This is a genomic window from Belnapia sp. AC561 (genome assembly GCF_979252845.1).
The window spans coordinates 1-22507 of sequence record NZ_CEEDBP010000034.1 but is presented as its reverse complement, the minus strand read 5'-3'; the positions used below and the strand labels follow the sequence as shown (position 1 = coordinate 22507).

The following is a 22507-nucleotide window of genomic DNA, read 5'->3' as shown; positions in this document are numbered from 1 at the left end:
AACGAAGCCGCGGCGCCACGTTGGGGTGGAATGATCCAGCCCAAAACCACCCGGCGGGCCGTGCTGGCCGGCCTCCCGGCCCTGGCCGCCTGCGCCCAGATCCCCGTCGTGCCGGATGGTCCGGCGGACCCGATGGAACGCCATGCGCTGCTGGTCGAGCAGCTGGACGGCGCGCCGCTGCTGGCGGGCAACAAGGCCGAGGTGCTCGACGGCGGGGTGGCGATGTTCGAGGCCGCCTTCCGCGCCATCGCCGGGGCGACCGACCATGTGAACCTCGAATTCTATATCCTGCAGGATGTCCGCATCCCCGGCACCGAGGGGCCTTCGCTATTCGGGCTGCTGCTGCTGAAGCTGGCCCAGGGCGTGGCGGTCACCATCATCCATGACGGCTACGGCTCGCTCGGCAGCGATTTCGCGGCGCTGCGGGCAGCGGGGGCGAAGACGCTGGAATTCCATCCGCTGGACCCGACGGCGGCGCGGACCGGCTGGCTGCCGAATGACCGCGACCATCGCAAGCTGCTGATCGTCGATGGCCGCATCGGCATCATGGGCGGGATCAACCTCGACCACGTCTACGAGAATCCCTGCGGCACCGGCGCGCCGGAGGCCGATACCGAGGCCGCCTGCTGGCATGATACCTCCATCCGCATCGAGGGGCCGACGGTCGGCGCCATGCAGAAGCTGTTCATGGAGACCTGGGCCAAGGAAGGCGGCGCGGCGCTGCCGGCGCGCAACTGGTTTCCCGCCCTGGCTTCGCCGGGGCCGGCCCGCATCCGGGTGCTGGGCAGCGCACCAGGGGAGAAGCATCCGCGCTACTACGTCACCCTGCTCACCGCGATCTCCGCCGCGCGGCAAAGCCTCTGGCTCTGCACCGGCTACTTCGTGCCGACTTGGCAGCAGCGGCGGGCCCTGCGCGCGGCGGCGCGGCGGGGGGTGAAGGTACGGCTGCTGCTGCCGCATATCAGCGACAGCCAGCCGGCGCTGGACGTGCAGCACGCGGCCTACGACGACATGCTGGACGACGGCATCGAGATCCACGAGATCGGCGACGGCGTGCTGCATGGCAAGGTCTGCGTGGTGGATGGCGTCTGGTCGGCCATCGGCTCCTCCAACCTCGACCGCCGCAGCGTCGCCTGGAACAACGAGGTGGATGCGATCGTGCTGGGGCGGGATACCGCCCAGGCGCTCGAGAAGATCCTCATGCGGGAATTCGACCGCGGCCGGCCGATCGACCTCGCCACCTGGCGGCAGCGCGGCATCGGGCCGCGGCTGCGCGAGATCTCCTCCCGGATCGTGGAGGATCTGCTTTAGGTCGCGATGGCCGGGTCTGGCCCGGCCACGACGGAGGGGTCAGGTCAGGAAGGCGCCGCCGTTCACGTGGATGGTCTGGCCGGTGACGTAGCCGCCCTCCGGCCCGACCAGCATCCGCACCACGGCGGCGATCTCCTCGACCGCGCCCTTGCGCTGCAGCGGGATTCCGCGTTCCGCCAGCGTGCCCGGCATGGCGCCGGCGGAGGCGCCGCGCTGGGTATCGATGCTGCCGGGGGAGACGCTGTTGCAGCGGATGCCATGCGGGGCGAGTTCCACCGCCAGCGCCCGCATCAGCCCTTCCAGCCCCGACTTCGAGGCCGAGACATGCACCCGGTTCGGCGTGCCGACGTGGGTCGAGATGCCGGAGAGGCCGACGATGGCGCCGCCGCCGCGCCGGATCATCTGCGGCGCCACCGCGCGGGAGAGGATGAAGGCGCCGTCGAGGGCGACCGAGAGGATCTCCTTCCACTCCGCCAGTTCCATCTGCAGGAAGGGCGTCTGCCGGCGCAGCCCGGCGTTCAGCACGGCGATGTCGACGCCGCCGAGGCTGGATTCGATCGCCGCCATCATCCGGGCGACCGCGGCCTCGTCCGAGACGTCGGCCTGCTGCGCCAGGGCCTGGCCGCCCATGGCGTTGATCTCGGCGACCACCGCCTGGATCGCCGCCAGGTCGGCGCGGCCGTTGACCACCACCGTGGCGCCGTCCTTCGCCAGTTGCAGCGCGATCGCGCGGCCGATGTTCTTCCCCGCGCCGGTCACCAGCGCGACCTTGCCATCCAGAACGCCTGCCATATTCGCCTCCCGCTATGGGGGTGGTAGACCATCCGGGCGGCCCGGCTTCAAGAGGCTGCCGAAGGGGAGCAAGGCGATGGCGCCGCTGGTGCAGAATATCACCCAGGTCGGGATCGTGGTCCGCGACATGGACCGGGCGCTGGATCAATATGCCAACAAGCTCGGGGTCGGGCCCTGGCGGGTCTATACCTATGCGCCGCCGAAGCTGACGGGGATGCGGATCCGCGGGGTCGAGACGCCCTACAGCATGAAGCTGGCGCTGGCCTGGACCCGCGACATGATGTGGGAGCTGATCCAGCCGCTGGAGGGCCCCTCGATCTACCAGGAATTCCTGCGCGACCACGGCGAGGGCATCCACCACGTGATGGTGGACTACGGCGACCGGTCCCTGGCCGAGACCACGGCCGAGTTCACCGCGCGCGGCTGGCCGCCGGTGATGGAGGGGAATTACCTCGGCAGCCAATTCGCCTATTACGAGACCGAGGGCAGCCTGACCACGACGATCGAGGTGCGGTATTCCGAACCGGGCTGGCAGCGGCCGGAGCCGGATTACTGGTACCCGGCACCGCCGGGGCAATAAGGGGGAAACGACGATGGCGGAATTGACGGGAAAGGTGGCGCTGGTCACCGGCGGCGGACGCGGCCTGGGCGAGGGCATCGCCCGGGCACTGGCGGCCGAGGGCGTGGCGGTGATGCTGGTGGCGCGGGACGCGGCGGCGATCGGCGCCGTGGCGGCGGATATCGTCGCGGCCGGCGGCCAGGCGGAGGCGTTGGCCTGCGATGTGTCGGACTATGGCGCGGTCGAAGCGGTGGTGGCGGCGACCCGTTCGAAGCTGGGTGGCCTCCATATCCTCATCAACAACGCGGGCGTCATCGACCCGATCGCCGAGATCGCCGTCTCCGACCCGGCGGATTGGGCGCGCAACATCACCATCAACCTGGTGGGCGCCTACAACGTGGTGCGGGCGGTGCTGCCGGGGCTGCTGGCGGGCGGCGGCGGGACGATGGTGAACATCTCCTCCGGCGCCGCCTACCGGCCGCTCGAGGGCTGGAGCGCCTATTGCTCGGGCAAGGCGGGGCTGGCGATGCTGACCAAGGCGATCGCGCTGGAGACGGCGGGCAAGGGCATCCGCATCTTCGGCTTCTCCCCCGGCACCATCGATACCGAGATGCAGGTGAAGATCCGCGCTTCGGGGATGAACGTCATCAGCAAGATCCCCCGCGCCGAGCTTTCGCCGGTGGCGCATGCGGTCAGCGGGCTGCTGTATCTCTGCACCAAGGCGAGCGACGACCTGCAGGGCGAGGATGCCTCCATGCGCGACGAGGCTTTCCGCCGCCGCCTCGGCCTCTGATCAGCCGCGGAGTTCGTCCAGCACCGGCAGCAGGTGCTGGGCGAACAGCGGCGGGTTCTCGGCGAAGGGGAAGTGGCCGATCCCCGGTATCATGGCGAAGCGCGCGCCGGGGATGAGCGCGGCCGTCGCCGCGGAATGCTCGGCGGTGCAGGAATAGTCGTATTCGCCGGTGAGCATGAACAGCGGGCAGCGGCGCGTATCGATGCGGTGGACGCGGTCGCGCGCGTCCCATTCGCCGCTGTAGAAATCGATGTCGCGGGCGAAGGTGGCATGGCCGCCCTGGCTGTAGTGCCACCAGACGTCGGTGGCACAGGCGGCCGGGCTTTGCGGGGCCATTAGCCCCTCGATCCATTCGGGGGTGAAGACCATCTGGTCGACCTCGCGGTGCTCGGCCCAGCCCACCTTGCGGCCCTCGATATGGGCGGAGGCTTCGCAGGCGATGATGCCGGCGAAGGCTTCCGGGTGGCGCAGCGCCAGCTCCAGGCAGATCTCGCCGGACATGGAGGCGCCGAGCACCACCGGCCGGTGCAGCCCGGCGGCGCGGATGACGCCCATGATGAGCGCGACATAGCGGTCCGTCGTCAGCCGCCAGTCGCCGGGTTGCGCGCCGGGCGGCGGCGGGGACTTGCCGTGCCAGGGCAGGTCGAAGGCGGTCAGCCGCCAGTCCCGGGCGAGGCGCGGGTCGGCCATCAGCCGGTGGAACTGGCGGCCATCGGCGCCGGCGGTATGCAAGCAGAGCAGGTCGCGGCCGCTGCCGGCGGTCTCGGCATGGATCCGCCAGTCGATGCCATCGGCCCGGACGGGCAGGTAGCGGCCGGTGATCGCGGCGGGCGCGGGTTCGGCCAGGGTGGGGCGCAGGGTGGCGGGGACGGGGCCGGCATTCCCGGCGCGGGTCCAGCGGCCGATCTCCAGCAGGCGGCGGGCCGGGCGGCAGTGCTGGATGAAGGCGAGTTCGTCGCCGCCGATGTGGAATTCGGGCACCCGCATCCGCAGCGCGAAGATCGCGTGGTGGTGCCGCGGCGGGATGGGTTGCAGCACCTTGTCCCAGACCGCCATGGGGGCCGAGAGGCTGAATTCCGGGCCGCCGGCACCGAGGGTGAAGGCCAGGGCGTGGTCGCCCAACCGGATCAGGCAGCGCGCCGCGGCGCCGCGGCACCAGCGGGCCAGCACCGCATCCTCCGCCGCCGCCTGTTGCCAGCGGGCCGCAAAAGCCTCGTCGATCATGCCGTCGCACTCCCCCGGGGCGATCCTACACGCGCCCCGGCTTGACGAAACCCGGGGCGCGGACGACGAACGGCCCCCACCCTCGCCGAGGCCCGCATGACCCGCTACGCCGCTGCCGCCTTGACCGGCTTCGCCGCCGCCCTCTTCGAAGCCGGGGGGATGGAGCCGTCCAAGGCCGCCACCGTGGCCGAGGTGCTGGTCGAGGGCGACCTGATGGGCCACGACACCCATGGGCTGGCGCTGCTGCCGCCCTACCTCGACGGCCTGGCCAGCGGCGACATGCTGGGGCAGGGAGAGCCGGAGGTGCTATCCGGCACGCCGGTGGTCGAGACCTGGGATGGCCGCAAGCTGCCGGGGCCCTGGCTGGTGCGGCAGGCGGGGGACCTGGCCTCGGCCCGGGCGGCAACCTTCGGCCTGGCGGCGGTCTCGATCCGGCGCTGCCATCATATCGGCTGCCTGGCCGCCTATCTGCCGCGGGTGGTGGAACGTGGGCAGGTGATGCAGGTCTGGTCCTCGGACCCGGCGACGGCCTCGGTCGCGCCCTGGGGCGGCACGCGGCGGGTGATCACCCCGAACCCGCTGGCCGCCGGCTGGCCGAGCCCGGGCGGGCCGGTGATGATCGACGTCTCGATGTCCATCACCACCAACGGGATGACGGCGCGGCGCCGGGGCGAGGGGACGCAATTCCCCTTCGACGCGTTGCTGGATGCCGATGGCGCGCCGACGCCTGATCCCAATGCCTTCTTCACCGACCCGGCCGGCACCCTGCTGCCGCTCGGCGGCATGGCGGCGGGGCACAAGGGCTTCGGCCTGGGGCTGCTGGTGGAGGCGCTGACCTCCGGCCTTTCCGGCCAGGGGCGGGCGGAGAGTCCCACCGGCTGGGGCGCCAACGTCCTGGTGCTGGTGGTCGACCCGGCGCGCTTCGGCGGCACCGAAGGGTTTCTCCGCGAAAGCGGCTGGATGGCCGAGGCGGTGCACACGAACCCGGCGGTCAAGGGCGGCCCGGCGCCGCGGCTGCCGGGCGAGCGCGCCTGGCAGCGGCGCAGCGCGGCCCTGGCCGAGGGCGTGTCGCTGCATCCCTCCATCCCGCCGATGCTGGCGGCGCGCGCCGAGGCGGCCGGGATCGCCGCGCCGGTGCCCCTGCCGGCATGAGTTTCCCGACGGTGTTGCAGGTGCTGCCCGCCCTGGTCTCGGGCGGGGTCGAGCGGGGGACCCTGGAGATCGCCGAGGCGATCCTTGGCGCCGGGGGGCGGGCGCTGGTGGCCTCGGCCGGTGGGCCGCTGGTGGGGCGGCTGGAACGGCTGGGGGCGAAGCACGTGACCTTGCCGCTGAAGGCGAAGTCGCCGCTCGGCATCTGGCGCAACGCCGGCGCGCTGGCGAAGCTGGTGGCGGCGGAGAAGGTCTCGATCATCCATGCGCGGTCGCGGGCACCGGCCTGGTCGGCACTGCTGGCGGCGCGGCGGACCGGGGCGCATTTCGTCACCACGTATCATGGCACCTACAACGCGGGCTTGCCCGGCAAGCGCTGGTACAACTCGGTCATGGCGCGGGGGGAGCGGGTGATCGCCATCAGCGAGTTCATCGCCGCGCATCTGCGGGCGGCGCATGGCACCGATCCCGCGCGCATCCGCATCATCCCGCGCGGCGTCGATCCGCGCCGCTTCGACCCGGCGCTGGTCCCGGCGGAGACGTTGGCGGCGCTGCGCGAGGAATGGCATCTGCCGGAGGGCCGGCCGGTGGTGATGCTGCCGGGCCGGCTGACGCGGTGGAAGGGCCAGCTGGTGCTGGTCGAGGCGCTGGCGAAGCTGGGCGGGGATGCCATCGCGGTGCTGGTGGGCGACGGCGGCTCGGCCTTCCGGGCGGAGCTGACGGCGCGGGCCGCGGCGCTGGGCGTGGCAGATCGCCTGCGGTTGGTCGGCCATGTGGACGACATGGCCTCGGCGCTGCTGCTGGCGGATGTGGTGGTGCATGCCTCGACCGATGCCGAGGCCTTCGGGCGGACGGTGATCGAGGCCCAGGCGATGGGCCGGGCGGTGGTCGCGGCCGATCTCGGCGGGCCGCGCGAGACGGTGGCGGAGGGCGTGACCGGCTGGCGGGTGCCGCCGGACGATGCGGCGGCGCTGGCCGCGGCGCTGAGGCGGGTGCTGGCGATGCCGACGGCGGGCCGCGATGCGATCGGCGCCGCGGCGCGGGCGCATGTGCTGGCGTGCTACTCCACGCGGGCGATGCAGGACGCGACCTTGGCGGTCTATCGGGAATTGGCGTGACCGAACGTATTCTCGTCATCAAGCTCGCCGCCCTCGGCGATTTCGTGCAGGCCTTCGGGCCCTTCGCGGCCATCTGGGCGCATCATCCGGGCGCGCATATCACCCTGCTGACCACGCCGCCCTATGCGCCGCTGGCCCGGCGCAGCCCCTGGTTCGACGCGGTCTGGGAGGATGGGCGGCCGGCCTGGGTCCGCCTCGGCGCGGTCTGGCGGATGGTGCGGCGGCTGCGCGGCGCGGGATTTGCCCGGGTCTATGACCTGCAGACCTCGGCGCGCTCCTCGCGCTATCGCAATTTCCTGCCCGGCAGGGTGGAGTGGTCCGGCATCGCGCCCGGGGCCAGCCATCCACATGCCAATCCGGGGCGGGATCTGCTGCATACGGTGGAGCGGCAGCGGGAACAGCTGGAGATCGCCGGGATCACCGATTTCCCGGCCCCGGCATTGGATTGGCTGGACGACGACATCGGCGGGCTCGGATTGCCGGCGCGCTTCGCCCTGCTGGTGCCGGGCGCCTCGCCGGGGCGGCCGGGCAAGCGCTGGCCGGTGGAGGGGTTTGCGGCGCTGGCCACCGGGCTCGGCCTGCCGGTGGCGGTGGTGGGGGGCAAGGCGGAGGCAGCCCTGGCCGCGGCGATACCGGGCAGCCTCGACCTGACCGGGCGGACCAGCTTGGTGCAACTGGGCGCGGTGGCGCGGCGGGCGGCCTTCGCCATCGGCAACGACACCGGGCCGACGCATCTGATCGCCGCCGCCGGCTGCCCGACCCTGGCGCTGTTCGGCGACGACAGCGACCCGGCGCTCTGCGCGCCGCGCGGCCGGGCCGTCGCGGTGCTGCGCCACGCACCGCTGGCGGCGCTGGACGTGGCGGATGTGCGGGCGGCGCTGGCGGCGCTGGTCGCGGCCTAGCCCGCGCCGCGGATCTCGGCGCCGGCCCATCCCTCCATCACCCGCGCGAGCTCGGAGATATCCTCCGCCCCGGCGCCCTGGCTGGCGGCGAAGCGCCAGACCCGGGCCGCCTGTTCCAACCCCCACATCGGCACGTCGAGCGACGCCGCCTCGGCCAGGCCAAGCGAGACGTCCTTGTCCACCACGGCGATGGTGGCGCCGAAGGCGAAGCGGCGGGACAGCACCTCGGGCATGATATGCTCGCTGACCATGCTGCGGCCGGTGCCGGCATTTAGCATTGCCAGCATGGTATCGGCATCCAGCCCGGCCTTGGCGCCGAGCGAGAGGCCCTCCAGCGTCGAGACCATGTTGGCGGCGAAGACCAGGTTGTTCACCAGCTTCATCACCTGTGCCTGGCCGGGCTGCTCGCCGAGGACGAAGACGCGGCGGCCGATCCGCAGCAGCCAGGGCCGCAGCGCCTCGACCGCGGCCGGCGCGCCGGCGGCGAGCATGGCCAGCGACCCGGCCCGGGCACCGGCGGGACCGCCGCTGATCGGCGCATCGACCATGGCGATGCCGCGCTCGGCGAGCGTCGCGGCGATGCTGGCAACGGTGGATTTGCCGATGGTCGACATCTCCGCGTAAAGGCGCACCGCGCCGCCGCCGATGATCCCGTCGGCGCCGGAAGCGACGGCCTGGCTGACCTTGCCGTTGGGCAGGCAGGCGAAGATGACCTCCGCCGCATCGGCGACCGCGCGCGGGCTGGCGCAGGCGATGGCGCCGCGTGCGACGAAGGGCGCCATCGCCTCAGGCCGCGGGTCATGGACATGCAGCGTCACGTCCTCGGCGAGCAGCCGTTCGGCCATGGGCGCGCCCATCTGGCCGAGGCCGATGAAGCCGATATGCGTGGTATTGGCCATGGGAGGCTCCTGTTCAGGCGGTGACGATGCCGCTGTCGACCGGCAGGATATGGCCGGTGATGATCCGGCTCTCGTCGGAGGCGAGGTAGAGCGCCGCCTGCGCCATATCCATCGGCTGGCCGAGGCCGAGCAGATGCGCCTCGGCGACCTTGCGGACGCCCTCGTTGCCGGCGAGCAGCCCGTTGACGCGGTCCGTCAGGGTCACGCAGGGGGCGATGGCATTCACCCGCACCTTCTGCGGCGCGTACTCCACCGCCAGCGAGCGGGTCAGCGCGGCGATGCCGCCCTTGGCCGCGGTGTAGCAATCCCGCCCGGGGAAGCCCATCAGCGCCACGACCGAGGCCATGTTGATGACGGCGCCGCCGCCGGAGCGGATCAGTTCGGGGATGCCGAAGCGGCAGCCGAGAAAGGTGCCGAAGAGGTCGAGGGTGATGGCGCGCCAGAATTCCTCGATCGGCGCATTCACCACGTCGGAGTCCTGCAGGGTGGAGCCGCCGGCATTGTTGTGCAGTACGTCGAGCCGGCCGTAATGCGAAACGGCCTGGCGGATGGCGGCCTGGAGGCTGTCGGCCTCGCGCACGTCGGTCGGGATGGCGATGGAATCGCCGCCGGCCGTCGTGATGCGATGCGCGGTCTCCTCGCCGCTGGGTGCGTCGATCTCGGCGATGACGACGCGGGCGCCCTCCTGGGCGAAAAGCTCGGCGGTGGCGCGGCCGATGCCGGTGCCGGCGCCGGTGATGAAGGCGACCTTGCCGGCGAGCCTGCCGGCCTGCGGGTTTGCCATGGCGCGTTTCCTTCCCCTTTTCCGGGACTATGGGGGAGGCGCTTGCGCTGGCCAAGGGCACCGGTATCGTCCGCCGGCATCGAGGGAGAAAGAACCATGGCGCGCAAGCTGTACGAGCTCTGTGGTACCGATCCGGCGCGGCGCTTCAGCCCCTATTGCTGGCGCAGCCGGATGGCGCTGGCGCACAAGGGGCTGGATGCCGAGGTGGTGCCCTGGCGCTTCACCGATACCGCGGCGCTGGCCTTCGCCGATTATGACAAGGTGCCGGTGCTGGTCGATGGCGACCGCACGGTGACCGATAGCTGGGCCATCGCCCTCTACCTCGACCAGGCCTATCCGGAGGCCCCGCCTCTGTTCCAGGGACCGCCCGAGAGCCAGCGCTTCACCGTGGCCTGGTGCGACGCGGTACTGATGCCGGCGCTGGCGAAGCTCATCGTCTCCGACATCCCGCCGCTGCTGGGACCGGAATCCGCCTATTTCATCGAGAGCCGGGAGAAGCGCTTCGGCATGCCGCTGGCCGCGGTGACGGCGGGGCGGGAGGCGAAGCTGCCGGAATTCCGCGCGCTGCTGCATCCGCTGCGGATGGTGCTGCGGGGCCAGGCCTTCCTCGGCGGGGCGGCGCCGGACTACGGCGACTACGCCGCCTTCGGCACGCTGATGTGGCCGCGCAGCGTCAGCCCGCTGCCGCTGCTGGAAGCCGGCGATCCGGTGCATGCGTGGCGGGAGCGGATGCTGGACCTGTTCGGCGGCCTCGCCCGCAGCGCGCCCAGCTTCGGGGCATGAGCGACCCGGTCGCCGCCGTCGCCGAGGCCGAGGCGACCGGGGAGACGGCGGCGATCTTCGCCGATATCCGCGCGGTCTATGGCGTCGGCGTGGTGAACCTGATCTGGCGGCACCTCGCAACCTTCCCCGGGGCACTGCCCTGGGCCTGGGGGACGGTGCGGCCGCTGTATGTCGATGGCCGCATCGCGCGGGAGGCGGCGGCGGTCCGGGCGGCGCGGCGGCTGCCGCCGGTGCCGGTGCTGCCGCCGGAGGTGCTGGCGGCGGCCGGGCTGGATGCGGCCGCACAGGCGCGGATCACCGCCGTGCTGGATGCCTATGAGCGGACCAATCCGATGGCGCTGGTGGCGCTGGCGGTGCTGCAACAGGCCCTGGATGGCGGCATCGGCAACCCGCTGCCGGCTGGCCCGGCGGTGCCGCCGGAGGCCGCGATCCCACTCCCGCCGCTGCTGCGGCTGGAGGCGATGGCGCCGGAGACCGCGGCGCTGGTGCTGCGGCTGAACGGCCTCGGCGCCGGGCCGGAGCCGATCCTGGCCAGCATGTACCGCACCCTGGCGCATTGGCCGCCCTACCTGGCCCTGGCCTGGACGCTGCTGGCGCCGCTGGAGGGGCTGCCGGCAACGATCGCCGAGGTGCTGGCGCTGGCGCAATCGCGGGCGGCGGGGCTGCACCCGGCGGCGGCCGTGCCCCTGCCGGCGGCGCAGCGGCCGGCGGTGCGGGCGGCGATCGACCGTTTCAGCGGCGATGCGATCGCCCGCATGGTGGTGCTCTGCGGCACCCTGCGGGGGGCGATGCCGGCCTAGCCGGTCGCGGCCGGACAGGGCTGCGGCGGGGGCGGCGGCGCGGCGGGGTCGGCCAGGAAGGCCAGCACATCCTCCCGCACCGGGGCGACGAAGCCGAGCACCCCGGCGAAGGCGCCGATGGTCAGCTCATGCACCAGCGGGCGGCCGAGCAGGGGGTAGCTGCGCTCCACCACGATCCCGCCCGCCGCCCGCTGCGCCGCCGCCAGCCGCGCCGTATTCGCCGGCAGCACCGTGGTATCGGCGCAGCCGGTGGCGAGGAACATCGGCGGCGCGCCGGGGCCGAGGTGGCGGATCGGTTGGGTATCCGGCCGCTGGTCCTCCGGCCCGAAGATGGTTTTCAAGGTCTCGCTCTCGAGCGGCAGGAAGTCGTAGGGGCCGGAGAGGCCGACGAAGCCGGCCAGGTCGCGCCCCGGCTGCATCCCCACGGCGCCGAGCCAGCGGCTGTCCAGCGCCAGCATGGCGGCGATATAGGCGCCGGCCGAATGCCCCATGACGAAGACCCGGCCGCCGCCGGCCACGTGGTCCCGCGCCCAGCGGGTGGCGAGTGCCGCATCCTCGAGGAAGCCGGGGTAGCGGACCGCGGGATACAGCCGGTAGCCGGCGATGACGGCGGTGATGCCGTGCCGGGCGAGGGCGGTGCCGAGGAAGCGGTAGTCGGCGGGGGCACCCGTTTCCCAGCCGCCGCCATGGAAGAAGACCACCACCGGGGCGCCGGGGGCGGGGGTGGCGGGCGTGTAGAGGTCGAGGCGTCGGCCGGGGCCATCCGCATAGGCGATGTCCGGGGTGGCGGCGACGCCGCGGCCCGAGGCGAGGGCGTTCAGCACATCGGCGCCTGAGCAGCCGCCGAGGCCGACCGCGACCAGCAGCGCCGTCAGCATTCGTCGCAAGCGCATCGATCACCATCCCCCATGCCCCGGGTACTACGCCGGGGTGGTCCCGGCGGATGCAGCAGGGCAGGCATGCCCTTTGCGCCGGGCCATGCCATAAGCCCCGCGCAACTGCCCCAAGACCCGGGACCCCATGATCCGCCTCGATTCCATCAGCAAGCAGAATGGCCAGCAGATCCTCTTCATCGAGGCCTCGGCGGCGCTCCAGCGGGGGGAGAAGACCGGGCTGGTCGGCCCTAACGGCGCCGGCAAGTCCACCCTGTTCCGGATGATCACCGGCGACGAGCAGCCGGACGAGGGCCAGGTCCTGGTGGACCGCGGCGTGACCATCGGCTTCTTCAGCCAGGACGTGGGGGAGATGTCGGGCCGCAGCGCCGTCGCCGAGGTGATGGACGGCGCCGGCGACGTGAGCACCGTCGCGGCGGAGCTGGCGGCGCTGGAGGCCGCCATGGCCGACCCGGAGCAGGCCGACGACCTCGAGGCGATCATCGAGCGCTTCGGCGAGGTCCAGGCGCGCTTCGAGCAGCTCGGCGGCTATGAGCTGGACGGCCGCGCGCGCGAGGTGCTGGCCGGGCTCAGCTTCAGCCAGGAGATGATGGAGGGCGATGTCGGCGCGCTCTCGGGCGGCTGGAAGATGCGCGTGGCGCTGGCCCGCATCCTGCTGATGCGCCCCGATGTCATGCTGCTCGATGAGCCGAGCAACCACCTCGACCTCGAGAGCCTCATCTGGCTGGAGAATTTCCTGCGCGGCTACGACGGCGCGCTGCTGATGACCTCGCACGACCGCGAGTTCATGAACCGCATCGTCAACCGCATCGTCGAGATCGATGGCGGCAGCCTGACCGGCTATTCCGGCGACTACGAATTCTACGAGCAGCAGCGGGCGCTGAGCGAGAAGCACCAGCAGGCGCAGTTCGAGCGCCAACAGGCGATGCTCGCCAAGGAGATCAAGTTCATCGAGCGCTTCAAGGCGCGGGCCTCCCACGCGGCGCAGGTGCAGAGCCGGGTGAAGAAGCTGGACAAGATCGAGCGGGTGGAGCCGCCGAAGCGGCGGCAGACCGTGAGCTTCGAGTTCCAGCCGGCGCCGCGCTCGGGCGACGACGTGGTGAACCTGAAGGGCGTGCACAAGCGCTACGGCAGCCGGGTGATCTATGAGGGCCTCGACCTGCTGGTGCGGCGGCGGGAGCGCTGCGCGGTGCTCGGCGTGAACGGTGCCGGCAAGTCCACCCTGCTGAAGCTGGTGACCGGCTCGACCGAACCCGATGCGGGCAGCGTGGCGCTCGGCGGCAGCGTGAAGCTGGGCTATTTCGCCCAGCACGCCATGGAATTGCTGGATGGCGACCTGACGGTGTTCCAGGCGCTGGAGGCGTCCTTTCCCCAGGCGGGGCAGGGTTCGCTCCGCGCCCTGGCCGGCTGCTTCGGCTTTTCCGGCGACGAGGTGGGCAAGCGCTGCCGCGTGCTCTCGGGCGGCGAGAAGGCCCGGCTGGTGATGGCGAAGATGCTCTACGACCCGCCGAATTTCCTGGTGCTGGACGAGCCGACCAACCACCTCGACATGGCGACGAAGGAGATGCTGATCGCCGCGCTGGCGCAGTACGAGGGCACGATGCTCTTCGTCTCGCACGACCGGCACTTCCTGGCGGCGCTGTCGAACCGGGTGCTGGAGCTGACGCCGGAGGGCATCCACCAGTATGGCGGCGGCTATACCGAATACGTGGCGCGGACCGGGCAGGAGGCGCCGGGGCTGCGGAGCTGACAGCCTCCTAGGGAAGAACCGTCTCCAGCCGCGCCAGCCAATGTTCCAGCCGGCGGCGGTTCACCCCGAGGTCGGAATAGCCGTAGAGGCTGGAGGAATGCAGCGTCAGCTCGCTGGCGGCCTCCCCCTGCGGCGTGACGCGCAACAGGATGACGTCGGGAAAGCCGAGGATGCGGCTGCGGGCCACGAAGCTGGCTTCCAGCTGTGCCGGATAGGTGGTCAGCGGCTCGGTGCGGGGTTCGGTCGCGGCGACGGCGGTGATGGCGGTGAACAGCCGCGCTGCCGGCAGCGGATACCGCCGGGTGGTGAGGTCCGGCGCCGGGACGCGGCTGGCCGGGGCGGCGATGGCGGTATGCGGGCCGCTGGGCCCGGCCTGGTCCAGCGCGCCGGGCGGCGGGGTGGGAATGGTCTCGCCCAGGCAGCCCGGCAATAGCAGCAGCAGGGCCAGGGCGCGGCGGCGCATCACTGGACGCGTCGTAGCTTCTGGATGCTGCGGAGGTGGTCGGGAGGTGCTGCACCGCCGTGGTAGCGCGGCCAGGCGGTATAGACGACCTCACCGACGTAGATGTCGCCGTGGCTGTCCACCGCGAGGCCATGCGGCGAAAGGAACTGCCCGGCGCCCTCGCCCAGTTCGCCGAAGCGCGACAGCAGCTTCCCCTCATGCGAGAGCACGCTGATGCGCGGCCCGAGGTTGGGCGCCTTGATGTTCACCGGCAGCGCCGGGCCGAGCTCGCCGACGTAGCAGACGGGGCACTTCCCCTTGCCGAGGAAGATCGAGCAGGGGCGGTGCAGGTTGTTCCACTGCGTCTCGTAGCGGCCGTTGCCGTTGAAGATCTGCACCCGGTGGCTCTCGCGGTCCGCGACATAGACCCAGCCGTCGGCATCACAGGCGATGTTGTGCGGCAGGTTGAACTGGCCAGGCTCGGTGCCGGAGCCTCCCCAGGAAAACAGGTACTTGCCCTCGGCGGAAAACTTGTGGACCTGGGCATTGCCGTAGCCGTCGGAGACGTAGATATCGCCCTCCGGCGAGAGCGCGGTATGGGTGCAGCGGTTGAAGGGCATCCCGCCCATGTATTTCGACGGCCGGTTGGGGATGCCCAGCGTCATCAGCACGCGGCCATCCAGCGTGCAGCGGCGGACGGTATGGTCGCCGTCGTCGGTGCACCAAAGCGTGTCGTCGGGCCCCATGTGCAGGCCATGCGCCCGGCCGAACAGGCCTTCGCCCCATGAGGTCAGGAATTTCCCGTCGCGGTCGAAGACCACCATCGGGTGCTCGCCGCGGTTGAAGACATAGACGCGGTCCTGGCTATCGACCGCGACGGCGCCGACATCGCGCAGCTGCCAACCCTCCGGCAGGGTGCCCCAGCCGGGGACCGGTTCGTAGCGGTAGTCGCCGCTGCCCAGTGCATCCGCCATGGCGCTTTTCCCCAATCTGCCGGGGCCAAGGCTGGAACGGTTTCGCCCCGCTGTCGAGCCGCCGGGCGGTGATCGGAAAATGCGATCAATCGGTTGCCGAAACTCGCTTGTGGTCGGGCGGCCGCAGGCGCTTCGATGGCTCCGAAGCGCCGGTTCCAAGGCGCGGGGTGGGAGCGCGATGTCCGATCAACCAGGCCTGGCCGAGAGCTGCGCCTCCAGCAACGCCAGGAAGGCCGCGGCCGCCGGCGAGGGGCGGTTGCCGCGCAACTGGACGATGCCGACCTCCCGCATCAGCGGCGGATCGGTGATCTGCAACAGCTTGAGGCCGGCGAGCCGGCCACGGGGCAGCGACAATTCCGGGATGATGGCGACGCCGACGCCGGCCGCGGCCAGCGCCAGGGCGGTGCCGGGCATCTGCACCTCGCAGCGGATCTCGAAGGAGACGCCGATGCTGGCGGCCGCCTCCTCGATCATCGCGCGCAGGCTGTTGGTGCCGGCGGTGACGATCAGCGGCAGGGCGCCGAGCGCGGCGAGCCCGATCGATCGCGCCCCGCGCGGGGCGAGGCGCGGCGGGGCCAGGGCGAGGATCGCTTCCTCCCGCAGCGGGGCGAAGGTCAGGCTCGGCGCATTCGCCGGCCGCGGCCCGATGCCGAAATCGAGGTCCTGCCGGCGCACCGCCTCCAGTACCTCGGCCTGCAGCGCCTCGCGGATGCTGATGGCGACATCCGGATGGGCGCGGCGGAAGGCGGCGACCACCGCGGGCAGCGCGACGATGGCGATATGCGGGGCGCAGCCGAGCGCGACCCGGCCGCCTTCCATCGCCGCCGCGGCACGGACCCGGCGCAGCCCGGCATCTAGTTCGGACTGGGCGCGGCGGGCATGCGGCAGCAGCGCCTCGCCTTCCCGCGTCAGGCTCACGGCGCGGGTAGTGCGGTGGAACAGCGAGGCGCCGAGCTGCGCCTCCAGCTCCCGCACCTGCAGGCTGAGCGCGGATTGGCTGCGGCGCGACAGCTCCGCCGCGCGGCGGAAGCTGCGGTGCTCGGCGACCAGCAGGAAGGCGTTCAGCAGCTTGAGATTGACGGACATGGAGGGCGCAGGGTGACACCGGAGCAGGGGAGCGTCGAGGCATATGGTGTCGAAGCCCGGGCACGATTGCCGCAGCGGAGCGAGCTGTCGGTGCCGGCGACCTCGGGCAAGTTCTTCGCCAAGGCGGCGGCGAGTGCCGCGGATGCGATCGTCCTCGACCTCGAGGATGGCGTGGCGCCGGACCGCAAGGACGAGGCGCGGGCGGCTGCGATCGCCGCGCTGCGGGACGTGGACTGGGGCGGGCGGATCATGTCGGTCCGGGTCAACGGGCTCGGCACGCCCTGGTGCCATCGTGACATCGTCGAGGTGGCAACGGCCTGCCCGCGGCTGGATCGCATCGTGCTGCCGAAGTCGAGCGAGGCCTTCGACATCCGCTTCCTGGCAACGCTGCTGGACGGGGTGGAGCAGGCGCGTGGCGGCGGAAGGCCGATCGGCATCGCCGCCCTGGTCGAAACCGCGAGGGGCGTCGGCCGGGTGGAGGAGATCGCCGCGGCGCATCCGCGGCTGGAGACGGTGATCTTCGGCCTCGGCGACTACATGCGGGAGATGCGGACGCCGGATATGGCAGTCGGCCTGCCCAACCCGGACTACGCCCTGGATGGCGCCGCCAACGACCAGTGGCACTACGCCCTGGCGCGCATCGCCAATGCCTGCCGCGCCGCCGGCGTGCGGCCGATCGATGCGGTCTATGCGAATTTCCGCGATGAGGTGGGCTTGCGGGCCTCGGCGATCCGCTCGCGCGCCCTGGGCTACGACGGCAAGTGGGCGATCCACCCGGACCAGATCGCGCCGATCAACGCGGTCTTCTCGCCGGATGCGGCGCGGGTCGAGTGGGCCCGGAAGGTTTTGGCGGTGCTGGCGCGGGCGGAAGCCGCCGGCGCCGGCGCAGCCAGCGAGGACGGCATGATGGTGGACGCGGTCCATGCGCTGATGGCGCGCGACATTCTACGGCACGCAGGAGAGACGGCATGACCAAGCCACAACCGATGGCGGGGGTGAAGGTGCTGGATATCGCCACCTTCCTCGCCGCCCCCTTCGCCGGCACCATCCTCGCCGATTTCGGTGCGACGGTGCTGAAGATCGAGCATCCGAAGCTCGGCGACCCGATGCGCGCCTTCGGCACCAAGACCGAATGCGGCGATACGCTCGCTTGGCTGAGCGAAGCACGGAACAAGCAGTGCATGACGCTGGATTTGCGGCACCCCGAGGGGGCGTCGGTGTTCCGCAAGCTGATCGCCCAATCCGACGTGCTGCTGGAGAATTTCCGCCCCGGCACCCTGGAGAAATGGGGCCTCGGCCCGGACCTGCTGCGCGAGATCAACCCGAAGCTGGTGGTGCTCCGGGTCTCCGCCTATGGCCAGACCGGGCCGAAGCGCGGGCTGCCGGGCTTCGCCCGCGTGGCGCATGGCTTCGGTGGGCTGAGCTACCTTGCGGGGGAGCCGGACGGCAAGCCGGTGGTGCCGGGCTCGACCTCGCTGGCCGACTACCTCTCGGGCATCTGGGGTGCGGTCGGCGTACTGATGTCGCTGCGCGTCGCGGAGCGGACGGGCATCGGCCAGGACGTGGATATCGGCTTGTATGAATCCGTGTTCCGGCTGCTGGACGAGATCGCGCCGGCCTATGCCAGGACCGGCTTCGTGCGGGAACGCATGGGCGCCGACGTGCCGACGGTGGTGCCGCATGGCCATTGGCAGACCAGCGAGGGCCGCTGGGTCGCCATCGCCTGCACCAGCGACAAGATTTTCGCACGGCTGGCCGGCGCCATGGGCAAGCCGGAGCTGACCAATGCCGACCAGATGCAGACCACGGCGCAGCGCATCGCCCGGCGGTCCGAGTGCAACGGGCTGGTCGCAGACTGGGCAGCGGGCATGACGATGGAGGAGCTAGGCGTCGCCTGCGATGCCGCCGACGTCCCCTGGGGGCCGATCAACAGCATCGCCGACATCTTCGAGGATGCGCATTTCGCCGCGCGGGAGAACATCCTGCGCGTGGTCGATGAGCGCGCCGGGGAGCTGGCGCTGCCGGCCGCGGTGCCGCGGCTGACCGCGACGCCGGCGAGTTTCCGCCATGCCGGCCGGGCGCGCGGCGCCGATACGCAGACGATCCTGAATGACTGGCTCGGCCTGTTGGCCGAGGACATCGACGCGCTGCGCCGCAGCGGCGCCATCTGAACGGGAGCTGAGCCATGCAACGTACGATCAAGATGGTGGGCTTCCTGCAGGCGCAGAACTGCTCCATCGCCCCGGGGTCCTGGCGGCATCCCGCCGCGGCCACGGATTTCCTGACGCCGGACTACTTCACCCGCGTCGCCCGGGTGCTGGAGGAGGGCAAGTTCCACCTGGCCTTCTTCGACGACCGGCTGGCGATGCCGGACATCTACGGGCGCGACCATGTTGCGGCGGTGGAGAACGGCATCCGCGTGGTGAAGATGGACCCGGCGACCATCCTCGCGGTGATGTCGCAGGTGACCTCGAAGCTCGGCCTCGGCGGCACCTATTCCACCACCTACTACGAACCTTTCCATGTGGCGCGGCTGTTCGGGACGCTCGACCTGATGTCGCGCGGGCGGGCCGCCTGGAATGTCGTGACCTCCTTGAATGACAGCGAGGCGGCGAATTTCGGTCGCACCGAGCACCTCGAGCACGACCTCCGCTACGACCGCGCCGACGAGTTCATGGAAGCGGTCATGGGCCACTGGGACAGCTGGGATGACGACGCCATCCTGCTGGACAAGGCGACCGGCCGCTTCGCCGACGCGAGCAAGGTCCGCCCGGTGAAGTACGAGGGCAAGTTCTTCCGCAGCCATGGCCCGCTGCCGGTGCCGCGCAGCCCGCAGGGCCACCCGGTGCTGATCCAGGCCGGCCAGTCCGGCCGCGGCCGCCGCTTCGCCGGGCGCTGGGGGGAGCTGATCTTCGTGGTCTACCCGAACCTCGCCGCCGGCAAGAAGCAGTATGCCGACCTGAAGGCGGCGGTGAAGGAAGCCGGCCGCGACCCGGACAGCGTGACGGTGGCGCCGGCCTGCTACGTGAACGTCGCCGAGACCTCCGCCGCGGCGGAGGAGAAGCGTCGCTACACCGAGGCGCTGGCGACTGCCGAGGACGGCGTGGTGCTGCTGTCGGAGGCGCTGAACTTCGACTTCGCCTCGAAGCCGATGGACGAGCCCTTCACCGATGCGGAACTGGCCGGCCTGTCCTGGGGCGGATTCAAGGACCGGATCGTCTCGCTCAGCGGCAAGGCCAATCCGACGGTGCGGGATTTCGTCACCTTCTCCGGCCGCGGCACGACGCGGGAATTCCCGAACTTCACCGGCACGCCGAAGGAAGTCGTGGACCAGATGGAAGTCTGGTTCGAGGGCCGCGCCTGCGACGGCTTCGTGCTGGTGGCCTCGCAGAACCCGGGATCCTTCGAGGATTTCGTCCGCATGGTGGTGCCGGAGATGCAGCGCCGCGGGCTCTATCACGGCGACTACGCCGGCGACACGCTGCGCGAGAACCTGGGGCTGGAAAAGCCCAAGCACGGCAATTGGAGGAACGCACGATGACCGGTTGGAGCAGGCGCGGATTGGCCGCGGCGGCGGCAACGGTGGCGGGGGGGCTGCTCGCGGCGCCCGCCGTCGTCCGGGCGCAGGGCAACTGGCCGAACCGGCCGGTGCGTTTCGTCGTCGCCTATGCACCCGGCGGCGGCACCGACCTGACCGCGCGGGCGATGGCGGAAGCCCTCACCGGCCGCTTCGGCCAGAGCTTCGTGGTGGAGAACCGGGCGGGCGCCAACGGCATCGTCGGCAGTGAGGCGGTGGCCCGCAGCGCGCCGGATGGCTATACCTTCGTCGCCGTCACCAGCACGCATGTGATGAACCGGCAGATCGTGCCGAACCTGCCCTTCGACCCGACCAACGACTTCACGCCGATCGCGTTGCTGGCCCGCTATCCGCTGGTGCTGATGGCCAATGTCGATGCGCCCTTCAAGGACGTCCCCAGCCTGATCGCCTATGCCAAGACCCGGCCGCCGGGCGAGCTGGCGCAGGCGACCTCGGATGCGCAATCCTCCTATGCCGCCAACCAATTCGCCAAGACCGCGGGGATCGACCTGACCGAGGTGCCCTATCGCGGCAGCGGCGCCTATCTCGGCGACCTGACGGGCGGGCATCTCAAGCTCGCCTGGGGCAGCACGGCGACGGCGATGCCGCTGCTGCCGGGCGGCAAGGTGAAGGTCATCGCGGTGACCTCGCCGCAGCGCTCCGCCTTCCTGCCGGACAGCCCGACCCTGGTGGAATGCGGCCTGCCGGACAGCCTGTTCATCGGCTGGACCGGGCTGTTCGGCCCGGCCAAGGTGCCACAGGACATCGCGGCGACGCTGAACCGAGCCTGCTCCGAGCTGAGCGCCACGCCGGCGATGCAGGCGCGCTACAACAGCATGGCGGTCGACCCCGCCCCGATGGATCTGGAGGCGCTGGCCGCGGTGCTGCGCGACGACGAGGCCCGTTGGGCGAAGGCGGCCCGCGAGGGGCTGTTGCCGAAGCAATGAGCAACGCATCCGGCTATACCATGCTCTCGACGAGCGGCATCCTCGGTTACGGCTATGCCGAGGAATCGCTGCGCATCGGGATGGCGCGCAACCCGCAGGTCATCGGCTGCGACGGCGGCAGCACCGATCCCGGTCCGCACTACCTCGGCTCCGGTACCTCCTTCTGCTCGCGGCTGTCGGTCAAGCGCGACCTGAAGCTGATGCTGCAGGCGGCCGTCGCGGCGAAGATCCCCTGCATCATCGGCACCTCCGGCGGCGCCGGCGGCGAGCCGCATCTGCAGGATACCGCGGCGTTGGTGCGGGAGATCGCGCGCGAGGAGAAGCTGTCGTTCAAGATGGCGCTGATCCATGCGGAGCAGGACAAGCCCACGCTGACCCGGCGCATCGGCCGCACCAGGCCGCTGGCCAAGCTGGCGCCGCTCGATGCGGCGACCATCGACCGCGCGACGCGCATCGTCGGCATGATGGGACCGGAGCCGATCGCTCGGGCGCTCGACGGCGGCGCGCAGGTGATCCTGGCCGGGCGCAGCAGCGACCCGGCGCAATGGGCCGCGCCCGCGATCCGCGCCGGGATGGCGCCGGCACCGAGCTGGTACGCGGGCAAGATGCTGGAATGCGGCGCCGAGCCGACCACGCCGAAGGAGCCGGACTGCCTGCTGGTGACGATCTTCGACGACCACATCATCTGCGAGCCGCCCAACCCGATCCGCCGCTGCACGCCGCTGTCGGTGGCGAATTTCGCGCTGCACGAGAATTCCAGCCCGACCCACCATGTCGAGCCGGGTGGGCTGCTGGATACCAGCGACGTGACCTTCGTCGCGGTGACCGACCGTGCCGTGAAGGTCGCCGGCATGACCTGGACGCCGGCCGAGACCTATACGGTGAAGCTGGAAGGGGTGGAGCTGGCGGGCTATCGCGCCATCAGCATCTGCGCCACGCGCGACCCGGTGCTGATCGGCCAGATCGCGGATTACCTGGCAACCCACCGGGCCAAGGTGGCGGCCAAGGCGGCGGCCTTCGGGGTGCCGGCCGACAGCTACCGCATGTCCGTCCGCACCATCGGGCGGGATGCGGTCATGGCGGGGTGGGAGCCGGTGAAGACCACCACCTCCCACGAGCTGGGCTTCATCCTGGAGGTGCTGGCCGAGAGCCAGGACATCGCCAATGCGGTGCTGGCCATGGCGCGCACCAGCCTGCTGCATGCCGACTTCCCCGGGCGGCTCTGCAAGGAGGGCAACATGGCCTTTCCCTTCTCGCCCTCCGACATTCCGCTCGGCGAGCTGTACCGCTTCAGCATCTTCCACGTGGTCGCGCCGGACGACCCCTACGAGATGTTCCCCATCGAATACGAGAGGGTCGGCTGATGGCTTTGATCCGCGACATCGCCCAGGTCTGCAAGAGCAAGAACGCCGGCCCCTTCATGGTGACCATCGACGTGCTGTTCGAGGACCCGGCGGTCTACCGCCGGGTCAAGGCGACCGGCGTGCTGAGCGCCGCGCTGTTCGCCCGGCTGTACAGCGTGGCGGAATCGGACGTGCTGTTCACGCCTTATGACACCGCCTCGGCCTTCAAGGCGACGCTGCCGCGGCTGGTGCCGGCGGGGGACTTCGGCGACACCGATGTCTACGGGGCGCAGCAGCATGCACCGCTGCTCGACGTGGACATCCCGCTCTAGCGGCGAAAGGGGGCGGCCGGCGGGTCCCGCGGGGGCGGGGCCTGCCGGC

23 protein-coding genes are annotated in these 22507 nt (G+C 71.3%); 15 read left to right on the top strand and 8 right to left on the bottom strand.

The genetic code is table 11. The features are described from left to right. The first annotated feature begins 30 nt into the window (after positions 1 to 30). Positions 31 to 1311 carry a phospholipase D-like domain-containing protein gene (locus AC0IW9_RS22895; RefSeq protein ID WP_471650623.1) on the top strand — a complete coding sequence of 427 codons (1281 nt, stop codon included), beginning with the start codon at positions 31 to 33 and terminating at the stop codon, positions 1309 to 1311. A gap of 39 nt (positions 1312 to 1350) precedes the next feature. Here the strand turns inward: AC0IW9_RS22895 and AC0IW9_RS22890 are convergent, their stop codons facing one another. After that, on the bottom strand, positions 1351 to 2103 hold the full coding sequence (locus AC0IW9_RS22890; protein WP_471650622.1) for an SDR family NAD(P)-dependent oxidoreductase: 753 nt from the start codon (positions 2101 to 2103) through the stop codon (positions 1351 to 1353). A 76-nt stretch (positions 2104 to 2179) separates the two neighbouring features. Between AC0IW9_RS22890 and AC0IW9_RS22885 the strand changes: the two genes are divergently transcribed. Continuing rightward, complete coding sequence (locus AC0IW9_RS22885) at positions 2180 to 2683, top strand: VOC family protein (protein WP_471650621.1); 504 nt, start codon at positions 2180 to 2182, stop codon at positions 2681 to 2683. Between the two features lie 13 nt (positions 2684 to 2696). Then, positions 2697 to 3455, top strand: a complete 759-nt coding sequence (locus AC0IW9_RS22880; RefSeq protein WP_471650620.1) for an SDR family NAD(P)-dependent oxidoreductase — start codon at positions 2697 to 2699, stop codon at positions 3453 to 3455. On the opposite strand, the gene AC0IW9_RS22875 is transcribed toward AC0IW9_RS22880, so the two are convergent. After that, positions 3456 to 4679 (bottom strand): alpha/beta fold hydrolase, encoded by a 1224-nt coding sequence (locus AC0IW9_RS22875; protein ID WP_471650619.1) that lies wholly within the window; start codon positions 4677 to 4679, stop codon positions 3456 to 3458. 96 nt (positions 4680 to 4775) lie between these two features. Between AC0IW9_RS22875 and AC0IW9_RS22870 the strand changes: the two genes are divergently transcribed. Genes AC0IW9_RS22870 through AC0IW9_RS22860 form a run of 3 tightly spaced genes read left to right on the top strand, consistent with a single transcriptional unit; the run spans position 4776 to position 7848 of the window. Further along, positions 4776 to 5831: an Ldh family oxidoreductase gene (locus tag AC0IW9_RS22870; RefSeq protein ID WP_471650618.1), complete on the top strand. Its 1056-nt coding sequence runs from the start codon at positions 4776 to 4778 to the stop codon at positions 5829 to 5831. Further along, positions 5828 to 6946: a glycosyltransferase family 4 protein gene (locus AC0IW9_RS22865; protein WP_471650617.1), complete on the top strand. Its 1119-nt coding sequence runs from the start codon at positions 5828 to 5830 to the stop codon at positions 6944 to 6946. The genes AC0IW9_RS22870 and AC0IW9_RS22865 overlap by 4 nt, the downstream gene beginning before the upstream one ends. Next, a complete protein-coding gene (locus AC0IW9_RS22860; protein WP_471650616.1) occupies positions 6943 to 7848 on the top strand; it encodes a glycosyltransferase family 9 protein in 906 nt (301 codons plus the stop codon). The genes AC0IW9_RS22865 and AC0IW9_RS22860 overlap by 4 nt, the downstream gene beginning before the upstream one ends. On the opposite strand, the gene AC0IW9_RS22855 is transcribed toward AC0IW9_RS22860, so the two are convergent. Together AC0IW9_RS22855 and AC0IW9_RS22850 are read right to left on the bottom strand one after the other, a co-directional pair. Further along, a complete protein-coding gene (locus AC0IW9_RS22855; protein WP_471650615.1) occupies positions 7845 to 8747 on the bottom strand; it encodes an NAD(P)-dependent oxidoreductase in 903 nt (300 codons plus the stop codon). The genes AC0IW9_RS22860 and AC0IW9_RS22855 overlap by 4 nt on opposite strands. A gap of 13 nt (positions 8748 to 8760) precedes the next feature. Further along, a complete protein-coding gene (locus tag AC0IW9_RS22850) occupies positions 8761 to 9531 on the bottom strand; it encodes an SDR family NAD(P)-dependent oxidoreductase (protein WP_471650614.1) in 771 nt (256 codons plus the stop codon). A 96-nt stretch (positions 9532 to 9627) separates the two neighbouring features. Here AC0IW9_RS22850 and AC0IW9_RS22845 point away from each other — a divergent pair, with 96 nt between their 5' ends. Both AC0IW9_RS22845 and AC0IW9_RS22840 read left to right on the top strand, forming a co-directional pair. Then, a complete protein-coding gene (locus AC0IW9_RS22845; RefSeq protein ID WP_471650613.1) occupies positions 9628 to 10314 on the top strand; it encodes a glutathione S-transferase family protein in 687 nt (228 codons plus the stop codon). Then, positions 10311 to 11114, top strand: a complete 804-nt coding sequence (locus AC0IW9_RS22840; protein WP_471650612.1) for a hypothetical protein — start codon at positions 10311 to 10313, stop codon at positions 11112 to 11114. The genes AC0IW9_RS22845 and AC0IW9_RS22840 overlap by 4 nt, the downstream gene beginning before the upstream one ends. On the opposite strand, the gene AC0IW9_RS22835 is transcribed toward AC0IW9_RS22840, so the two are convergent. After that, entirely contained in the window at positions 11111 to 12007 is an 897-nt protein-coding gene (locus AC0IW9_RS22835) for an alpha/beta hydrolase (protein WP_471650611.1), read from the bottom strand. The genes AC0IW9_RS22840 and AC0IW9_RS22835 overlap by 4 nt on opposite strands. A 127-nt stretch (positions 12008 to 12134) precedes the next feature. Here AC0IW9_RS22835 and AC0IW9_RS22830 point away from each other — a divergent pair, with 127 nt between their 5' ends. Continuing rightward, on the top strand, positions 12135 to 13757 hold the full coding sequence (locus tag AC0IW9_RS22830) for an ABC-F family ATP-binding cassette domain-containing protein (RefSeq protein ID WP_471650610.1): 1623 nt from the start codon (positions 12135 to 12137) through the stop codon (positions 13755 to 13757). Positions 13758 to 13764: 7 nt separating this feature from the next. On the opposite strand, the gene AC0IW9_RS22825 is transcribed toward AC0IW9_RS22830, so the two are convergent. The 3 genes from AC0IW9_RS22825 to AC0IW9_RS22815 form a co-directional block, all read right to left on the bottom strand. Continuing rightward, positions 13765 to 14220: a DUF1499 domain-containing protein gene (locus AC0IW9_RS22825; protein WP_471650609.1), complete on the bottom strand. Its 456-nt coding sequence runs from the start codon at positions 14218 to 14220 to the stop codon at positions 13765 to 13767. After that, positions 14220 to 15173, bottom strand: coding sequence for a peptidyl-alpha-hydroxyglycine alpha-amidating lyase family protein (locus AC0IW9_RS22820; RefSeq protein WP_471650608.1), 954 nt, complete (start codon positions 15171 to 15173; stop codon positions 14220 to 14222). The genes AC0IW9_RS22825 and AC0IW9_RS22820 overlap by 1 nt, the downstream gene beginning before the upstream one ends. Positions 15174 to 15359: 186 nt before the next feature. Then, the gene (locus AC0IW9_RS22815) at positions 15360 to 16259 is read right to left on the bottom strand and encodes a LysR family transcriptional regulator (protein WP_471650607.1); all 900 of its coding nucleotides are present in this window, start codon (positions 16257 to 16259) and stop codon (positions 15360 to 15362) included. 90 nt (positions 16260 to 16349) lie between these two features. On the opposite strand from AC0IW9_RS22815, the gene AC0IW9_RS22810 reads away from it, so the two are divergent. The 6 genes from AC0IW9_RS22810 to AC0IW9_RS22785 are packed head-to-tail and all read left to right on the top strand — an operon-like array spanning position 16350 to position 22458. Further along, the gene (locus AC0IW9_RS22810) at positions 16350 to 17231 is read left to right on the top strand and encodes an HpcH/HpaI aldolase/citrate lyase family protein (RefSeq protein WP_471650606.1); all 882 of its coding nucleotides are present in this window, start codon (positions 16350 to 16352) and stop codon (positions 17229 to 17231) included. Next, positions 17228 to 18430: a CaiB/BaiF CoA transferase family protein gene (locus AC0IW9_RS22805; RefSeq protein ID WP_471650605.1), complete on the top strand. Its 1203-nt coding sequence runs from the start codon at positions 17228 to 17230 to the stop codon at positions 18428 to 18430. The genes AC0IW9_RS22810 and AC0IW9_RS22805 overlap by 4 nt, the downstream gene beginning before the upstream one ends. 14 nt (positions 18431 to 18444) lie before the next feature. After that, positions 18445 to 19800: an LLM class flavin-dependent oxidoreductase gene (locus AC0IW9_RS22800; RefSeq protein ID WP_471650604.1), complete on the top strand. Its 1356-nt coding sequence runs from the start codon at positions 18445 to 18447 to the stop codon at positions 19798 to 19800. Beyond that, positions 19797 to 20783: a Bug family tripartite tricarboxylate transporter substrate binding protein gene (locus AC0IW9_RS22795; RefSeq protein WP_471650603.1), complete on the top strand. Its 987-nt coding sequence runs from the start codon at positions 19797 to 19799 to the stop codon at positions 20781 to 20783. Before AC0IW9_RS22800 ends, AC0IW9_RS22795 begins: the two co-directional genes overlap by 4 nt. Next, a complete protein-coding gene (locus AC0IW9_RS22790) occupies positions 20780 to 22147 on the top strand; it encodes an acyclic terpene utilization AtuA family protein (protein WP_471650602.1) in 1368 nt (455 codons plus the stop codon). Before AC0IW9_RS22795 ends, AC0IW9_RS22790 begins: the two co-directional genes overlap by 4 nt. Beyond that, positions 22147 to 22458 carry a DUF4387 domain-containing protein gene (locus AC0IW9_RS22785; RefSeq protein ID WP_471650601.1) on the top strand — a complete coding sequence of 104 codons (312 nt, stop codon included), beginning with the start codon at positions 22147 to 22149 and terminating at the stop codon, positions 22456 to 22458. The genes AC0IW9_RS22790 and AC0IW9_RS22785 overlap by 1 nt, the downstream gene beginning before the upstream one ends. Positions 22459 to 22507 lie beyond the last annotated feature (49 nt).